The sequence below is a fragment of the Streptomyces sp. NPDC048462 genome (genome assembly GCF_043200175.1).
Lineage (GTDB): Bacteria > Actinomycetota > Actinomycetes > Streptomycetales > Streptomycetaceae > Streptomyces.
Map to the genome: position 1 here is coordinate 46,506 of NZ_JBICXG010000029.1, position 14,751 is coordinate 61,256.

The following is a 14,751-nucleotide window of genomic DNA, read 5'->3' on the forward strand; positions in this document are numbered from 1 at the left end:
TCGCGCCGACCAGTGGAGTCGTCCCAACGCACCCACCAGGCCACGGCCTCGCCGTTGGCTAGCCGCCCCGCACCAAACGAATGCGACGTGTCCCCAATGCTGTGGTGCGGACCCCTGTGTCCGCACTCCAGCTCGCACTCCAGGTCCACATCGAGCGACGGCGACCCGTGCGGGATCTCCGAAAGGAAGCGGACCTCCCGCTCCCCCAACGTCACGCGACCTCCGCATGCACGCAGCTCTGCCATGGCACTCCTCCCCCAAGACAATGAAGCTGGCAGCCAACGGATCCCGGTCGACAGCAGCCGGGTATCGTCCGTGACCGTGACCGCCCAACTCGCGCTCTTCGACCTGGACGGCACGCTGACCGACCGACAGTCGGCGCTCAGCGACGCGTTGACGTGCCTGTGCCGCTCCCGCGCCCTCTCCCCAGACGCCGGACAGTGGCTGCGCATCGAGCTGGCCGACCGCGCAACCGCCAACGACTTCGCCCGGCTGCGGGACGCCTTCGGCCTGGAGGCATCGGCCGCAGACCTGTGGCAGGAGTACGTCGACCTCATGTCGGCCGCCGTCACCTGCCGCCCCGAGGTCCTCGAGGGCCTGGCCCGCCTGCGCGCGGCCGCCTGGACGATCGGCATCATCACCAACGGGGCCGGCGACATCCAGCGGGCCAAACTCACCAGGACCGGCCTCGCCCCCCTGGTTGACGGCGTCGCCGCCTCGGGCGACCTGGAGATCCGCAAGCCTGACCGGCGTCTCTTCGAACTCGGTGCCGCTCGGTGCGGAGTCAGCCTCGCGGAGGGCGGCTGGATGATCGGCGACAACCCGACCGGAGACATCGGCGGCGGACACCAGGCCGGCCTGCGCACCATCTGGCTGCGCGGACGCCCCTGGCCCGACGGACTTCCCGCCGCTCACCACGTCGTCGACGACGTCACCGACGCCATCACCATCCTGCTCAACGAAACCTGGGAGTAGCACCGTGGACCAGCCGACCGTCGGCATCCTCCACCCCGGCAGCATGGGCGCCGCCGTCGCCGCCTGCGCTGCGACCAACGCGGCCGAGGTCCTGTGGTGCGAGACCGGGCGCAGCACCGCGTCCGTGGAGCGCGCCACCCGGTTCGGGCTGTCGCCCGTGGCCACGCTGGCCGAACTGGTGGACCGCAGCGACATCGTCATCAGCCTCTGCCCGCCAGCCGCAGCCGAGGGCCTGGCCCGCAACGTTGCCGGGCACCACTTCGCCGGGGTGTACGTGGAGGCGAACGCCATCAACCCCGTGCGAACGCAGCGGATCGCCACGTTGCTCGAACCGGATGCCACCGTCGTGGACGGCGGGGTTGTCGGCTCCCCGCCGGTGCGCGGCAAGGCTCCGACCTTGTACCTGTCCGGCCCGGTCGGCGCGACCGAGTGCATCAAGGCGCTGTTCGCGGGCACCGCAGTCCGGACGGCGGTGCTGGGCACGGAGGTGGGGAAAGCGTCTGCGTTGAAGCTGTCGTACGCCGCATTCCAGAAGACCTCGCGGGTGTTGGTGGCGCTCGCGGTTGGGATGGCGCGCGAACACGGCGTTGACCAGGAGCTCATCGAGATCGCCTCGAAGCGCACCGACTCGTACCTGTCCGAGCCGCAGTACGTCGCCAAGACCGCGGCTCGCGCGTGGCGCTGGGGCCCGGAGCTGGAGGAAGCCGCCGACGCGCTCGCGGCCGCCGGCCTTCCACCGGAGATCCTGCGCGCGGCCGCGACCACGCTGGCACGGTGGCACGACGTCAAGGACGACAGCGAGCTCACGCTCACCGATGCCCTGGACCGACTCGCCCAGCCGTAGCCCGCGCTCATGCCGACGCCACTCCCGACCGCTGCGCCAGCAGCTGGTCGATGAGCCGCGCTGACTCCTTCGGGCCCGCTGTCGCGGTGTCGATGGTCAGGTCCCAGTTCGTACCCGGGTGATTGTCCAGATCGGCGCGGGTCGCGTCCCACGCCGCCAGGCGCGCCGTGGTGTCGCTGTCGCCGCGCTCCGCCGACCGCTGCTCGGTCACCTCGCGCGGACACCACAGCAGCACCACCGACCAGTCGGCCGGGTAGCCGTTGACCAGCGCGCGGATGCCATCGACCTGCCCGAGGTGCACCACGGGCACCCCGGCCGCGAACGCTGCGTCGACGCCGGGCCTGTCGATCGCGTACGTGTTGCCGTACCGGGCGTTCACGTAGACGACGTCGCCCGCGGCCTCCAGCTGCCGCAGCTGCTCCTCCGAGCCCATGCGGTAGCCGGCGCTCTTGCCCGTGCCGACCTTGAGGCGGGCGAACTGGCTGTACCGCGGATCGAGTTCAGCCAAGGCGTGGGTGATGGTGTCTTTCCCCGAGGCCGGCGGTCCGTACAGGATGACGCTCTGCTTTTGGCTCATGCGTACATCGACCCCATCGCCTGGCGGGCCTGATCAGCGAGCGAGACCGCAGTGCCCATGCGGTTGTCGACGACCAGGTGCGGAACGGCCGGGCGCAGCTCCAGGTCGATCGTTTCGAGGTACTCCTCCCAGCGGGCCAGCTTCCACGCGTCCCGGGCAGCGGAGCGAAAGGTGATGTACTCCCGCATCGACTCCTGATCGCAGCGAACCCATACGGGGAAGACGTCGACGCCCATCGCGGAGCACCGGTTCGTCAGACGTTCCATCCATTCCGGATCCGTCATCTCGCCGATGAACGGCGCGGTCAACACGGTGCTGATCCCGCACTTGATGTTGGCCATGGCTGACTGCATCAGGCAGCTGTATTCCACCGGGCGGACCTGCTCGCGGTAGAGATCGGTGTGCCTGTCGTTCGCGTCGCCGCGCAGCGCGACCAACAGCCGTTCGACGAGAGGACGGGTGAGGGGGTCCTTGTCGAGCAGCGGCCAGCCGGTGAGCTGAACGAAGAACCGGGCCAGCTCGGTCTTACCGCTGCCCGCGTATCCGCCGACCAGGATGAGGACCGGGCGGTGCGGATCGCCGCCAGTGTGCCTCCGCTTCCAGGCATCGATGATGCGCTGCTGGAGGTCGAAGTGATCAGCTTCCCCCGAGCCCGGAGCGATGCGGTGAATCGCACGTTCGACGGCCAGGACGTGCGACCCGTTGAGGCGGTCGTCCATCGGTGTGAGCTTGAAAGACGTCTCCTCACCCGGCAGAGCGGTCCGGAAGCCAAGGTCAGGCTCGGTGGCGCGGTACAGGAGGCAGTAGGCCCGCCGATAGTGCGGGCCCGGGTAGACCTCGCCCTGCTCGTGCTGCCACAACGTCTGAGGGTTCGCGGCAGGGATGCCCTTCAGCTTGGCCCGCTCGGCAACCTCCCGGAGGCGTTCGCCGGCCTTCTCCAGGGTCAGCCCGTGAGCCTCCCGCTGCTCGAGTAGCCGGTCGGGCCGCCATCCCGCTCGTTGCTTCGCCATCCTCTGCCCCTCCGTCATATGCATGGGCGCGAGCCTAGGGCTCGGTCCCCAAATCCCATGTGTACGTGGATGTTGAAAACCCGTGAACAGCGATGCGCACGAGCTTCGACAAGCCGCTGTGATGTTCCGTCTCTGCTGTCGCCGGTGTGATTGGCCCCACAAGACAACCAGTCAGGGGGCGGCGATGCAGGGCATCGAACGGTTAGGCATCGAATTCGTAGTCCAGAACGTACGAGGCGCTGTCGAGGGTCATCTCGTTGATCTCGACGACGCGCTCCTCGCGGTCGAAGGCCGTACGGCAGAGCTTGATCACGGACCGCTCATCAGACATGCCGAGTGCCGCAGCCTCGGAGCTTGTTGGCAGCCGGCCTCGGATCTCCTCGCGGAAGCGCACCACCGTGTGACCGAGGTCTACGAGCCGCGCGTAGATGCCACCCGGTCCTGTGTCCGCCTGCGTGATTGCCGAGCCTTCCACCAACTCGTAGGGGAGGTAGGAAATGGCGATCATCACTGCGCGACCGTCCAGCACGTATCGGCGGGAGCGCACGCAGGCAGTTTCTCCTTCCCCCAGCTCAAGCACACGAGCGATGTGCGGCGGCGGAACTGCTTGGTCGACGGTTACTTGATCAACAGCAAGCGGCCGGTCTTCGTCGGCCGACCAGATCGACTTTCCTGCGCCCCACTGGTCACGTGCCAGTCGCTGAATGCCATGTCGCCGGATTGGGCGGAACGACTGAACGAAGACGCCCGCGCCCTTCCGGGACTCAGCAAGCCCCTGGTTCTTGAGGGTGCGAAGAGCCTGGCGGGCGGTGAGTGCAGCGACACCGTACTGCGCAGCGAGTGCGTTTTCGCCTGGCAGTCGATCGCCGGGACCGTACTCCCCGGCCTCGATAGCTGCCTTCAGGTCGTCTGCGATCCGCCGGTACTTGGGCAACTGGCTGCCCGCATCTTTCGCCATGTGTCTCCCTACCTCGCTAGCGATCCTATGGCGGCCAGCTATCGGGATCGCCGTAGGGGCGGCTTGATCCAGGCAAGAGCCACTCGAGGAGAGTACCTCGTTAACGAGCTGCTTGACATCACTAACGAACACCGCTTCACTGAGTCCATCAACCTCGTTAACGAGGTGAACGAGACCTCGTCTCGGGACTGCTCAGCCCTGCCTGACCGCCATTGGGACGCCTCCAGCGCCCTGCCTTTCCGAGAGGAGCACCACCCCATGAACGTCACCCGCCGCCCCGCCGCCAGCCTCGCCACCGAGTACTTCGACACGGAGACCCAGGAGCTGCTGGACGCCATCGACGTGGCACTGCCGGATTTCGGCGACATCGACCTGGACATCGCCTTCGGTACGCCGCTGGAGCTGCACGAGCCCTTCGCGACCTCTCGCGAGAAGGGTCTGACTGGCCAGGAGCTTCTGGAGCAGTTCTTCGCGAGGCGGTACGCGGCCCGCGACATCGTTGCCGACGACCCGACCGCCACCGAGCTGGTGCGCGAGCGCCTGGTCGACGTGCTCCTCCCCTACGCCACGCAGCTGCGCATCGCGCCGCCGGTCACCGCCACTGAGCCCGTGCCGCTCGCGGCCTAGCTCCAGCCGGGTCTTCACGGACCCGGCTCCCCCACCCGGAACTGCCCCTGCGGGCGGCGCCGGATGAGGGAGCCGGACCCTCGGTCCCCGATTGACCGCCCGGAGGAAAGCCCGCAGGGGTGAGTACGAAGGAAGCGGCCGTTACTTGAGAACTCAACAGCGTGATCCACCACCGCAGTTCCGCCCGTGAGCACACCGGTCAGAGGTGAGTGGAAACCCGTCGTGAGGCGCCATTACCCCTGGTGGTGGCAGTCGGCACGTGCAATGACCCGTCAGGTGCCCTGCGCTTGGGGCGGCCCGGTGCAGTACCAACCGGGCGCTCATTACTGATGGCGAGTGCGGAGGGCCTACATCCCACGACGTAAAGAACGACGCGACCCGCTCCCAGACCCTCGGTACCTGGTTCCAGCCGAGGCGAGGAGCCGCGTCGGGACTGAGGGCACCTCGTCTCCCTCCAGCACGGCAAGACGAGCAGCGCGGCGGCAGAGGCCGCGCCCCCTGTTTTGCAGCCCCGCGCTGCCCAGTCGCTCATCGCCCGCTTCGGCGGTCGGTGAGCGGTGGAGAGCGTGGAGGAACGCGCTCAGAACGCCGTGACAGCCCCTGCTGTCCCGAACGTTGATGGAGGCCCGATGTTCGACAGCACCGTCCGCCCGACCGTGACCCCCGCCGTCCACTCTCTGCTTCTCGCCGTCTACGCCACCCCGGCCGGAGCCGAGGTGGACGTTCGGGAGCTCCCCGACCGCACGGTAACGAGCACCTGCACCGGCTGCGGCGAGTGGGCCTGGCCGACGCAGCCCACTGCGGCCCAGGCGCAGGACCACGCGAACAACTGCCGCCGCCGCCCCCGCCGGGCTTGACGTCCTGCTTGTCCAGCCGCCCCGGCTGGAACGGGCGAGGGCGGGAGTCGGGACAACCCGTCCCGCACCACAACGACGGCCCCGAGGATCGCACCCCCGGGGCCGTCAGGACCTGATGAGGAGGCCCGATGAACATCATCACACGCAACCAGGCCGACGAGGCCTTGCGCAGGGCGCAGGAGGCCGACCGCCGCAACGCGCAGGGCGGTGGCCAGCGATGACCGACGCCGAACGCGCAGAGCTCGCCCGGAAGAACGCGGAACAGAACCGGCAGTCGAGCGGATCGAACGCTGGCAAGAAGTGACGCTCTGGATCACCCGGGCCCGGACCGCGCAGCACACCGCGGGCCGGGCCCTCACCGCCCACGGCATCCACCACCCGCTCGCCCAGGCCCTGCTCGTTGCCGCAGCCGCGGCCGCCGCCAGGGCCTGGGCGGCTGGGCACCCGGTACACCGCCTGCACGCTCCGGTGGATCACCCCCGTCCGTCGCCGCGATCCGCCCCCTGACCCCGGAGGTACGAGCTATGCGCGTCATCTATCTGCTCGGTATGGCCAGCCCGTTCGTCGTCATCGCCACGGTGCTCCTGTCCCGCTGATCGGTACGCCGCGCTTCCTGCGTTGCCCAGTCGCCACCGGCCCGCCCCTCGAGGCGGTCCGGTGGCGGTGGAGAGCGAAGGAGCACCCGCTTCCAGCTCTGTTCGGCCCTCGCGGCTGGAGAGCACTTCCCCGACTCCCCGTCCTTGGAGGACCTCGTGATTGCACTGCCCTTGTTCCTGTTCGCCGGTGGCGCCACCTGGCTGTTCTGGCGTTCCGACATGCGTGCCGGAGTCCTGCTCGCCGCACTCGTCTGCGGCTACGCCCTCGCCACGTCCCCGCTCGCCGGGGCCATCAACGGCATGGGCAGCGGCATCAGCACCGCCGTGCAGAACGCCGGCAACGACCAGGCCAGCACCAGCAGCCGGTGAGCCTGCCGTCTGCCCGTGGCTCCGCACCTCGAGGTGCGGGCCCGCGGGGAGGTGGCAGCCCCCCATCCCACACAACCCCCTCACTGGAAGGAACTCATCCCGACATGAGCGACAGCGACAGCGGCGAGAAGCTCGGCTCGAACCTCTCCCAGCTCATCCAGCAGCTGGAGAAGATCGAGTTCGCGACCGACCGCGACCTCTACCAGTACGCCCGGATCCTGCGCGCGATCGGCCTTGAGCTCCACATGCGGATCGGCATGGACGCCGACATGGTCGGCGCGATCTTGTCCCAGTACAAGGGCAAGTGGTGGACCTTCGGTGCCCAGTCCAAGATCCGCTCGAAGCTGGTGTCCGCCCACCTCAAGGGCGGCGCGTCCGCCGCGAAGGTTCTCGGGCTGAGCGGCGTCAAGATGTACGCCTCGTTCGTCAAGCACTTCATCCAGCCCGAGATCGAGGCTGAGCGGAAGGCGCGCGAGGGCAAGGGCTCGAAGCCCGGATTCTCCATCGGTGACAAGCCCAAGGGCGCCGCCGGGCGTCCGGGCGAGGCCGGAAAGGCAGCGTAATGGCTCGCCGTATCTCCGCACGAGCGAAGAAGATCGACACCCGTACCGAAGAGGAGCAGGAGTCCTCGAAGAAGGCATGGGTCACCTACGGCGGCCCGTGGGGCATCAACATCGGCGGCTGCATCGTCGCCGAAACCGCCCACGTGCTGCTCTCCACCACCCCGGCCTCCCTGGCGCTCGCCGCGCTCGGTCTGGCCGGCACCGGCGCGGCCTTGGTCAAGCTGATCAACCACATGGACGTCAAGGCCAAGCGCGAGAAGGACGTCCGTTACCTCCACCAGGTCAACAGCGTCGCCACCACGGCCGGGATCACCCTCGGCACCGTAGTGGGCTTGGAGTCCGGCGCCACGATGGGCGCCTGGGCGCTCGCCGGGTCCGGCCTGTGCATCGCCAACCACCTTTGGTCGGCGCTGCACAAGAAGGGCGCGGGGGAGAAGGCCGATGGCAAGTGGGCCAAGCTCGAGTCCGAGATCGGCCTGGCCAAGCACGAGCTGAAGGAGGCCAAGTCCAACGGCAAGGGCACGGTCGTCGCCAAGGTCGAGGCGAAGGACGGGGCTACGGCGGACGAGTTCGCCCGCCGTATCCCCGCCATGACCTCCGCGCTCAAGCTCGGGTCCGGCCGTATCACCCACACCGTTGATGACGACGACGCCTCGCTGATCACCATGCGGGTCCAGGTCGCCGACCTGTTGAAGGACGGGTTCGCCTGGCCCGGCCCCTCCGCGTTCGGCGCCGGGTTCGGCGACATGCCGATCAACCTCGGACGGTACGAGGACGGCGAGACGCTCAAGCTCAACCTGCCCGGCATCCTCAACGACCCGCAGGAAGTCGAGGGTGGCGAGAACGTTGAGCACTGCGTCGCCCAGGGCGTCAACGGCGCGGGCAAGACGGTCGGCAACTCGATCATCGTGACCGAGGCCGCCACCCGCACCGAGGTGTCCGTCATCGTCATCAACTGCAGCAAGTTCATGCAGGACTACGGGCACGTCCGGCACGCCGCCGACATGGTGATCACCAGCGAGAAGGACGCCCGTCGGTTCTTCAAGCAGATGCACACGGTCATCAAGGCCCGCGGCGAGTACCTCGCGGCCAAGGGCCTGGCGAAGTGGAAGCCGGGCTGCGGCCTGAACTTCCTGCTGATCATCGGTGAGGAAGCCGCCGACTTCGCCGACGGTGATGCGTACGGCAAGGTGCTGCGGACCCTGCGCTCCACCGGCGGGTGGTTCCTCTCCTCCATCCAGCGCGCCACGCACGACCAGATGGACACCACGGCGCGCTCCAACCACCCCGCTGGTATGGCCTACGGGCTGTCCGACGGGGCGGAAGCCCAGTACGTCCTGCCGCCCGAGGCGATCGACGCCGGCGCTTTCCCCGGCTGGGCGAACAGGAAGCCCGGCTACCTGTACGCGGCCGGAATGGGGATCAAGGAAGACCGATGGGCGGTCACCGCCCGTACCTACAACGCCGACCGCCCCACGCTGGCGGCCGCCGTCACCGCGGGCATGAACGTGCGCACCCCCATGGACGCTACGACCGCTGAGGCGTTCGGCGCGCTGTGGACCAACCGCACCTCCTACACCACCCCGCTTCTGGAGGGCGACACCGACGGGACCGGTGCCTTCCCCCAGCAGCCGGCCGCACCCGCCGCCCCGGCGGCGGACCCGGCCTCCGAGTACGACGCCGACGACGAGTACGAGGAGGACGAGGACGTGGAGATCGACCCGGACCTGCTCGCGAAGGAGACCGAGGACTTGGACGAGGAACTGCGGCAGATCCTGGCCGCCGACCCCGAGCCCGGCGCGTACGACCACCTGAACGTGGAGACGGACATCGAGCCGCCGGCCGACGACGCCCCGGTCTTCTCGCTGCCGGGCCTGGTGGACGACCAGGAGAAGCTCTCCCCCGAAGACGCCAAGGCCGCCATCTTTGCTCGCCTGGATTCCTGGGTGCGCGATGGCAAAGGCAACTTCGAGCCCAAGGAGCTCAACGACCTGTGGATGCGGGTCGACAAGAAGGGCGCCCGCGACTGGTGGAACCGCCTGAAGAAGCAGCTCCTGGACGACGGCGTCATCGCCAAGGACGAGTCCGAGGAGGGCTACGGATCGTACGACCTGATCCGCTCCCCGCTCGAAAACGGCAACTGAGAGTCACTAATCCCGGGACGGGCCGCACACCGCACACCGCACTGTGCGGCCCCTCCCCTCCCTAAGGGGATTTCCAGTGTGCAGGCCCGCACACAGGTGATTGATCCCGGTTTGCACCCTGTGCAATGTGCGCCGCACACCCCCCCGCACATTACGGAAGGTAATCAACATGAGTCCCCCGACCGTGCCCCGGCCGACACCGGCCGGGGCCCCCCGCACCCCCGCGCCGGTCAGCGCCGACGACGCCGCCAAGGCCAAGAAGTCCATCGCCAAGCTGGACGAGGTCCTGGCCATGGTCACCAAGGCGCTGCTCACCCTCGGGGGCGGCGCTCTGATCTTCACTTGTGTGAATGTGACCCGGTTCGGCGTCTCCCACGAGATCCCCTGGTACATCGCCTGGATGCTGGACCCGCTGGCCAGCCTCGCCCTGATCACCGTCCTGTACGTCGACGGTGTCCTCGCGGAGCACGGCGGTGACTACAAGCCCGGCGGCTGGCCGTTCCTGCTGCGCTGGACCGCCGGCCTCTCCACCTGGGTGATGAACTGCTGGACGTCGCTCTACCCGGACGGCCACTTCCACTTCGTCCCGCAGAAGCCGGACGCCGGCGGAATCCTGCTCCACTCCGTTGCCCCGGCCCTGTTGATCCTGCTCGCGGAAGCCGCCACCGGCTACCGCAAGTACGCCACCCGCCGCCGTGGTGAACTGGCCGCGATCATCGCGCAGTTCGAGAGCGTGAAGGTCGCGGAACGCGAGGCAGCCGAAAAGCGAGCCCGCGAGAGGGAAGAACGCGAGGCGGCCGACAAGCGCGAGGCGGCAGATCGCGAGTCCGCCGCGAAGCGCGCGGACGCAGAACGCGAGGCGGCCCGGCGCGAACGCGAGGAAATCGCGAGGCTCGAAAACGAGCGGCGCACCGCAGAAATCGAGGCGGCTGACCGGACCCGCCGCGCAGAAATCGAGGCGGACCGCGAGCGGCTCGCGCTGACGGAGCGCACCGCAGAAATCGAGACGACGCGGCGCAAGACCGAGGCCGAGATCGAGGACCGCCGCCGCCGCGAGCAGTGGGAGCGGGAGCAGGCCGAACGGGACCGTGAGGCCACCCGCCAGGCGGAGATCGTCAAGGCAGAAGCGCAGGCAGAGGCGCTGCGCAAGGAAGCCGACGCCCAGGCGGAAGCCCTGCGCCGGGAGGCCGAAGCCGCTGCGGATGCCGAGCGGATCAGGGCTGAGGCTGAGGCCCGAGCGCTGGAGGAAGCCGAGAAGATCAAGCGGCAGCGCGCCCTTGAGCGGGCCGCCGCCAAGACTCGCGGAACCTCGGAAAGTGCAGTCGCCCGCGCCTCGATTTCTTCGGGCCGCGCCTCGGAAAGTGGGGTCGCGCTCAGCGCGGTTCCCGCCCTCACCGCCTCGGAAAACGGTGGTCGCGTTCCTCGCGAAGTGCGCGAGCAGCAGCGTGACGAAGCCGAGCGGTACATCGCGAAGTGCTCGCTGTCCGGTCTCGCGCCGGATCTGGAGCGCCTCGCGAACCAGTACGGCAAGGGCGAGACGTGGGTCGGAGACCGCGTCCGCACCGCGAAGAAGCGCCTCGCGGAAGAGGACGGATTCGAGGAGTCGGTCATCGCCGATGCCCTGGACGTCTTCGAGGACGACAACAGCGACAGCGTCGGTGCGGCGTGACCCACCGGCCGGAAGAAGAGGAAGAGGACACCGTGGACACGGACTTCGAGTTCGACTTCACCCACCTGGGCACCGAGCCGGTCGCTCTGCTCCCCAAGGCCGGGCCCGGCCACCCGACGACGATCCTGATGCGCCGGGACGAGCTGCTGCCCACGCGGTGGCGGCACCTGACGGACTGAAGCGGACACGAGCTTCGACGGCTCCACTGGCCCCCGGGGATGAATTCAGCACCCCCGGAGGCCGGTGAAGAGGCCGAAGCCTCCCCGGGCGATCTCACGCCATGACATGCGCCCGAGCTCCCCAAGCAGAGGAGAGACCCATCATGCCGTCTTACGGCGAGCAGCCCCAGCCCACCTACTACCCCGAGCCGCTGCCGCCCCAGTACGGGCAGCAGCCCGCCCCGCAGTACGGACAGCACGTTGTCCCGCTCCCCCACGGCAGCGTCGTCTACCCGTCGACCCCCAGTCTGGACGGGGTGGTCATGATGCCCGGCCCGAACGGCCAGCCCGTCGCGTACTACACGGCGCCGCCCGCCCCGGCCCCGCAGCCCTACGTCTCCCCACTCCTGGTGAAGACCGCCCTGGTCGCGGTCATCCTCGGGATCGCCGGTATCGGCGTCTACTTCCTGGCCGCCGCGCTGCTGGAGCTCGCCAAGGCGCTCGCCATCCTGGCCGGCGTCGCGCTGATCGGCTTCGTCCTCTTCAAGATGCTCGTTACCGGCCCCGGCAGCGGCCGGTCGATCAACGTCAACGCCCGGGGCCGCGCCAAGGTGCAGGTCCACACCGGCCGCGGACACAACCGAGGCCGTGGCCGCCGCTGAGGCGACGTCCCCGCCGGCCGTCCGGGACATCGACCTCTACGCCGACCCCACCGGCGCCCTCCCCGTCCACCGCTGGAGACAGGCCCCAAAAGGGCTCGCTACCAGGCGGCAACTCAGGGAGCAGCGCTTACGGCCCGGCGGCCAGGACCCGGTCGCGGTCATCGAGTTCCGGGGCGGCAAGCGGATGGCGTGGCTGTACGAGATCAAGAAGGCCAAGCCGATACGGCCGATGACCTTCGCCATGGAAGTCGCGCTCGACAAGGCGATGGCCGCCCGGCAGACCTGCCCGAAGTGCGCGCGCCGGTACTACCACTGCCTTCCTTTACGCACCCTCGGATCGTGCTTGGAGTGCTACGACGGCACCCCGGCCGCACCCGACAGCTACATGCGACACAGCGTCGGTCAACTGGCCGCCGCAGCCTGACCGTTCAACCCTGACGGCTGCCTGATCCACCCGTACCGCGCACCGCGGCCCGGGTGGTGAAGGGGAGCCGGGCAGCCCGGCCCCGAGCACATGACCTGTCCCCTGTGCCTGGGAGTGCCCACCTGTGATGGCGAAGAGGCCGCCCGCCGTGATCGGCGTCCTGACGAACCCGCCCCGCCCACCTGGTGGAAAGCCCACCGCCACCAGGTCCTGCTGATCGTCGGGATCTTCCTCGGCTGGCAGCTGTGCGGAGCAAGCAGCGGAGCCGCCGATCACGACCAGCACGGCCCCGACCGCCCCGCCCACAGCACCGCCCCGTCCGCGACGCCGTCGACCACCTCGAAGGAGAACCACCGGTGAGTGAGCCCGACAAGTCCCGCGAGCCCGAACCCGCCGTTCCGCCGCTGGACACCATCCCCGACAGCCAGCGCGTCCCGCCGCCCCGACGGCCAGCCCCGCCCCGGCCCCAGCCGATCAACGCCGCCGCCGACATCCCGCCCGGCGCCATCGCCGCCTTCGGCGTCGTCGGCCTGGTCGCCCTGGTCCTCGTCCTCAAGTGGGGCATCCCAAAGTGCATCGACTGGTACCACCACCAGGACTGGGCGTGGTTCACGCAGTGGACCGCCACCGTCGCCGACCCCGTCCACGCCTACCTGAGTGCGCACACGGTCGGCCTGCCGCTGACAGCCAGCAGCGCGTTCGTCATCTGGCAGGGCGTCGGCATCATCTCCCTGGCCCTGTCCTGGTTCACCGGCGCAGTCGGCGCCCGGCTGACCTGGACCGCACACGGGGCCTGCTCGGTGTTCATGGTCTGGGACGCCTCCCCCGCCGCCGGCCGCCCCGTCGCCGCCGCGCTCGCGGTGCTGGCCTGGACGATCGGCAGCTTCCTCGCCCTGCGCGGCCTGTCTCTTCGCCCGCTGATCCACCTGCACAACCACAACCACCCGGCTCGCTGATCTGACGGCTGCCTGATCCACCCGCCCCGCCTCGCGGGCCGGGTGGTGACGGGGAGCCGGACAGCCCGGCCCGGATGGGAGTCGCACGTGACCACCGCCCCTCTCACCAACACCGGCGACCGGAACCGGGACGCGGCCTGCGCCGCCGTCACCGGTGAGATCGCCCGTACCGACAGTAAGGCCAGCCTGCTGCTCGCCTTCACCGGTGCGGTCCTCGCCGGTCTGGCCAGCATCGCCGACAAGGACCTGCCCGTGTTCACGAAGGTCGTCGGCGGCCTGGCCGTCCTCGCCCTCGCCGCCGCGGCGGTCTTACTCCTCCTGGTCGTCCGGCCCTGCCTCACGGTCGGCACGGCCGCGCCGGGCACCTTCCCGCAGTGGGCGCGCCTGGGGGAGAACGAACTCGAGGTGGCGATGGAGCAGGACCACCGCCTCGCCCGCATCAAGGCGCTGTCGACCCTCGCGGCCCGCAAGTTTCAGCGCCTGGCCCTCGCGGTCGACGTCATCCTCGCCGCGCTCGCCCTGCTGACCACTGCGGCGATCGGAGTGCTGGTGTGAGGACCGCCGCCAGCTTCGTCATCAGCTACGCCAGCATCGCCGGCGCGCTCGCCATCCCGTTCGTGATCGCCGCCGCCCGCCGCACCGTCGCCCGCATCCACGCCCAGGCCGACCAGAAGGAGCAGTAACCCATGGCACTCACCCTGTTCGCTCGCCGCCCCGAGCCCGTCGAACCGCCGACCGTTGACCGCGAGCCGTGGCCCGAGATCGGCGAGACCTGGAAGCCCGAGGGCGTCACCATCGCCCAGCGGTACTACAACCAGGCGCACGCGGTCGTCCTCGTCTACACCACCGACGACGGCCCGTCCGGCACCTACTACTCGGTCGCCTGCCTCGGCTGCCACTACGCCACGGCGAAGGACGAGAACCGCACCTACAACACGCGCTACGGCCTCGCCGACGCCGCGACGGTGGCCAACGAGCACGCCACGACCTGCCGGGCGCTGCCCCGCGACCTCCCCGCCCGACCGGACGACGACACCGTCCGCGAGCGGCTACACGCCTGGGTGCGCAGCGCCCGCCGCCGGGGCGAGGACACGCAGCTGTGGGTGTCCGACCTGGACCTGATCCGCCTCACCATCCAGCGCACCAACGACTGGATCGTGGGCGTGCTCCAGCAGCTGGCCGCTGACGAGCCGGAGGTCTTGCGCATCGAGCGCAGCCAGTACAGCGACAGCGTCTTCTACTACGCACGCCGCTACCTGAAGAGCTGACCGGCGCTCTCCGCGCGTCCCCGCCCGCCGTACGTCGGCGGCCGGGGCCGGGCGGTGTCCGCCCGGTCAGCCGAGACCGGACGACCGGCCCTCC

General features: G+C 69.4%; 20 protein-coding genes. 17 read left to right on the forward strand and 3 right to left on the reverse strand.

Features of this window, described 5'->3' with window-relative positions; all coding sequences use genetic code 11:
- Positions 1-321: 321 nt before the first annotated feature.
- Together ACGFU6_RS32840 and ACGFU6_RS32845 are read left to right on the forward strand one after the other, a co-directional pair.
- Positions 322-975 carry an HAD family hydrolase gene (locus ACGFU6_RS32840; protein ID WP_311314902.1) on the forward strand — a complete coding sequence of 218 codons (654 nt, stop codon included), beginning with the start codon at positions 322-324 and terminating at the stop codon, positions 973-975.
- Positions 976-979: 4 nt separating this feature from the next.
- On the forward strand, positions 980-1,819 hold the full coding sequence (locus ACGFU6_RS32845; protein WP_393616224.1) for a DUF1932 domain-containing protein: 840 nt from the start codon (positions 980-982) through the stop codon (positions 1,817-1,819).
- Positions 1,820-1,826: 7 nt separating this feature from the next.
- Here the strand turns inward: ACGFU6_RS32845 and ACGFU6_RS32850 are convergent, their stop codons facing one another.
- The 3 genes from ACGFU6_RS32850 to ACGFU6_RS32860 all read right to left on the reverse strand — a co-directional run bounded on the left by ACGFU6_RS32850 (position 1,827) and on the right by ACGFU6_RS32860 (position 4,364).
- Entirely contained in the window at positions 1,827-2,396 is a 570-nt protein-coding gene (locus ACGFU6_RS32850; protein WP_393616225.1) for a guanylate kinase, read from the reverse strand.
- Complete coding sequence (locus ACGFU6_RS32855; RefSeq protein ID WP_393616226.1) at positions 2,393-3,406, reverse strand: AAA family ATPase; 1,014 nt, start codon at positions 3,404-3,406, stop codon at positions 2,393-2,395. The genes ACGFU6_RS32850 and ACGFU6_RS32855 overlap by 4 nt, the downstream gene beginning before the upstream one ends.
- Positions 3,407-3,608: 202 nt before the next feature.
- A complete protein-coding gene (locus ACGFU6_RS32860) occupies positions 3,609-4,364 on the reverse strand; it encodes a GntR family transcriptional regulator (protein WP_393616227.1) in 756 nt (251 codons plus the stop codon).
- Between the two features lie 258 nt (positions 4,365-4,622).
- Between ACGFU6_RS32860 and ACGFU6_RS32865 the strand changes: the two genes are divergently transcribed.
- The 15 genes from ACGFU6_RS32865 to ACGFU6_RS32935 all read left to right on the forward strand — a co-directional run bounded on the left by ACGFU6_RS32865 (position 4,623) and on the right by ACGFU6_RS32935 (position 14,657).
- Positions 4,623-4,991: a hypothetical protein gene (locus ACGFU6_RS32865; RefSeq protein ID WP_393616228.1), complete on the forward strand. Its 369-nt coding sequence runs from the start codon at positions 4,623-4,625 to the stop codon at positions 4,989-4,991.
- Positions 4,992-5,620: 629 nt separating this feature from the next.
- On the forward strand, positions 5,621-5,848 hold the full coding sequence (locus tag ACGFU6_RS32870) for a hypothetical protein (protein ID WP_393616229.1): 228 nt from the start codon (positions 5,621-5,623) through the stop codon (positions 5,846-5,848).
- 300 nt (positions 5,849-6,148) lie between these two features.
- On the forward strand, positions 6,149-6,355 hold the full coding sequence (locus ACGFU6_RS32875; protein ID WP_393616230.1) for a hypothetical protein: 207 nt from the start codon (positions 6,149-6,151) through the stop codon (positions 6,353-6,355).
- A 245-nt stretch (positions 6,356-6,600) separates the two neighbouring features.
- Positions 6,601-6,813: a hypothetical protein gene (locus ACGFU6_RS32880; protein ID WP_393616231.1), complete on the forward strand. Its 213-nt coding sequence runs from the start codon at positions 6,601-6,603 to the stop codon at positions 6,811-6,813.
- 104 nt (positions 6,814-6,917) lie between these two features.
- Positions 6,918-7,376, forward strand: a complete 459-nt coding sequence (locus tag ACGFU6_RS32885) for a hypothetical protein (protein WP_393616232.1) — start codon at positions 6,918-6,920, stop codon at positions 7,374-7,376.
- Complete coding sequence (locus tag ACGFU6_RS32890) at positions 7,376-9,520, forward strand: hypothetical protein (protein WP_393616233.1); 2,145 nt, start codon at positions 7,376-7,378, stop codon at positions 9,518-9,520. Before ACGFU6_RS32885 ends, ACGFU6_RS32890 begins: the two co-directional genes overlap by 1 nt.
- A 169-nt stretch (positions 9,521-9,689) precedes the next feature.
- Positions 9,690-11,189: a hypothetical protein gene (locus ACGFU6_RS32895; protein ID WP_393616234.1), complete on the forward strand. Its 1,500-nt coding sequence runs from the start codon at positions 9,690-9,692 to the stop codon at positions 11,187-11,189.
- On the forward strand, positions 11,186-11,368 hold the full coding sequence (locus ACGFU6_RS32900) for a hypothetical protein (protein ID WP_329156361.1): 183 nt from the start codon (positions 11,186-11,188) through the stop codon (positions 11,366-11,368). Before ACGFU6_RS32895 ends, ACGFU6_RS32900 begins: the two co-directional genes overlap by 4 nt.
- A gap of 143 nt (positions 11,369-11,511) precedes the next feature.
- Positions 11,512-12,009 (forward strand): hypothetical protein, encoded by a 498-nt coding sequence (locus ACGFU6_RS32905; protein WP_393616235.1) that lies wholly within the window; start codon positions 11,512-11,514, stop codon positions 12,007-12,009.
- The gene (locus ACGFU6_RS32910; RefSeq protein ID WP_393616236.1) at positions 11,996-12,433 is read left to right on the forward strand and encodes an RRQRL motif-containing zinc-binding protein; all 438 of its coding nucleotides are present in this window, start codon (positions 11,996-11,998) and stop codon (positions 12,431-12,433) included. The genes ACGFU6_RS32905 and ACGFU6_RS32910 overlap by 14 nt, the downstream gene beginning before the upstream one ends.
- A 114-nt stretch (positions 12,434-12,547) precedes the next feature.
- Positions 12,548-12,793: a hypothetical protein gene (locus tag ACGFU6_RS32915; protein ID WP_393616237.1), complete on the forward strand. Its 246-nt coding sequence runs from the start codon at positions 12,548-12,550 to the stop codon at positions 12,791-12,793.
- On the forward strand, positions 12,790-13,389 hold the full coding sequence (locus tag ACGFU6_RS32920; protein ID WP_393616238.1) for a hypothetical protein: 600 nt from the start codon (positions 12,790-12,792) through the stop codon (positions 13,387-13,389). Before ACGFU6_RS32915 ends, ACGFU6_RS32920 begins: the two co-directional genes overlap by 4 nt.
- 87 nt (positions 13,390-13,476) lie before the next feature.
- Positions 13,477-13,944, forward strand: coding sequence for a Pycsar system effector family protein (locus tag ACGFU6_RS32925; RefSeq protein ID WP_393616239.1), 468 nt, complete (start codon positions 13,477-13,479; stop codon positions 13,942-13,944).
- Complete coding sequence (locus ACGFU6_RS32930) at positions 13,941-14,072, forward strand: hypothetical protein (RefSeq protein WP_393616240.1); 132 nt, start codon at positions 13,941-13,943, stop codon at positions 14,070-14,072. Before ACGFU6_RS32925 ends, ACGFU6_RS32930 begins: the two co-directional genes overlap by 4 nt.
- 3 nt (positions 14,073-14,075) lie before the next feature.
- A complete protein-coding gene (locus ACGFU6_RS32935; protein ID WP_393616241.1) occupies positions 14,076-14,657 on the forward strand; it encodes a hypothetical protein in 582 nt (193 codons plus the stop codon).
- Positions 14,658-14,751 lie beyond the last annotated feature (94 nt).

Coding starts and splice junctions, on each gene's coding strand:
- ACGFU6_RS32850 (WP_393616225.1), bottom strand. CDS start 2,396: ATGAGCCAAAAGCAGAGCGTCATCCTGTACGGACCGCCGGCCTCGGGG.
- ACGFU6_RS32855 (WP_393616226.1), bottom strand. CDS start 3,406: ATGGCGAAGCAACGAGCGGGATGGCGGCCCGACCGGCTACTCGAGCAG.
- ACGFU6_RS32860 (WP_393616227.1), bottom strand. CDS start 4,364: ATGGCGAAAGATGCGGGCAGCCAGTTGCCCAAGTACCGGCGGATCGCA.
- ACGFU6_RS32865 (WP_393616228.1), top strand. CDS start 4,623: ATGAACGTCACCCGCCGCCCCGCCGCCAGCCTCGCCACCGAGTACTTC.
- ACGFU6_RS32870 (WP_393616229.1), top strand. CDS start 5,621: ATGTTCGACAGCACCGTCCGCCCGACCGTGACCCCCGCCGTCCACTCT.
- ACGFU6_RS32885 (WP_393616232.1), top strand. CDS start 6,918: ATGAGCGACAGCGACAGCGGCGAGAAGCTCGGCTCGAACCTCTCCCAG.
- ACGFU6_RS32890 (WP_393616233.1), top strand. CDS start 7,376: ATGGCTCGCCGTATCTCCGCACGAGCGAAGAAGATCGACACCCGTACC.
- ACGFU6_RS32895 (WP_393616234.1), top strand. CDS start 9,690: ATGAGTCCCCCGACCGTGCCCCGGCCGACACCGGCCGGGGCCCCCCGC.
- ACGFU6_RS32905 (WP_393616235.1), top strand. CDS start 11,512: ATGCCGTCTTACGGCGAGCAGCCCCAGCCCACCTACTACCCCGAGCCG.
- ACGFU6_RS32935 (WP_393616241.1), top strand. CDS start 14,076: ATGGCACTCACCCTGTTCGCTCGCCGCCCCGAGCCCGTCGAACCGCCG.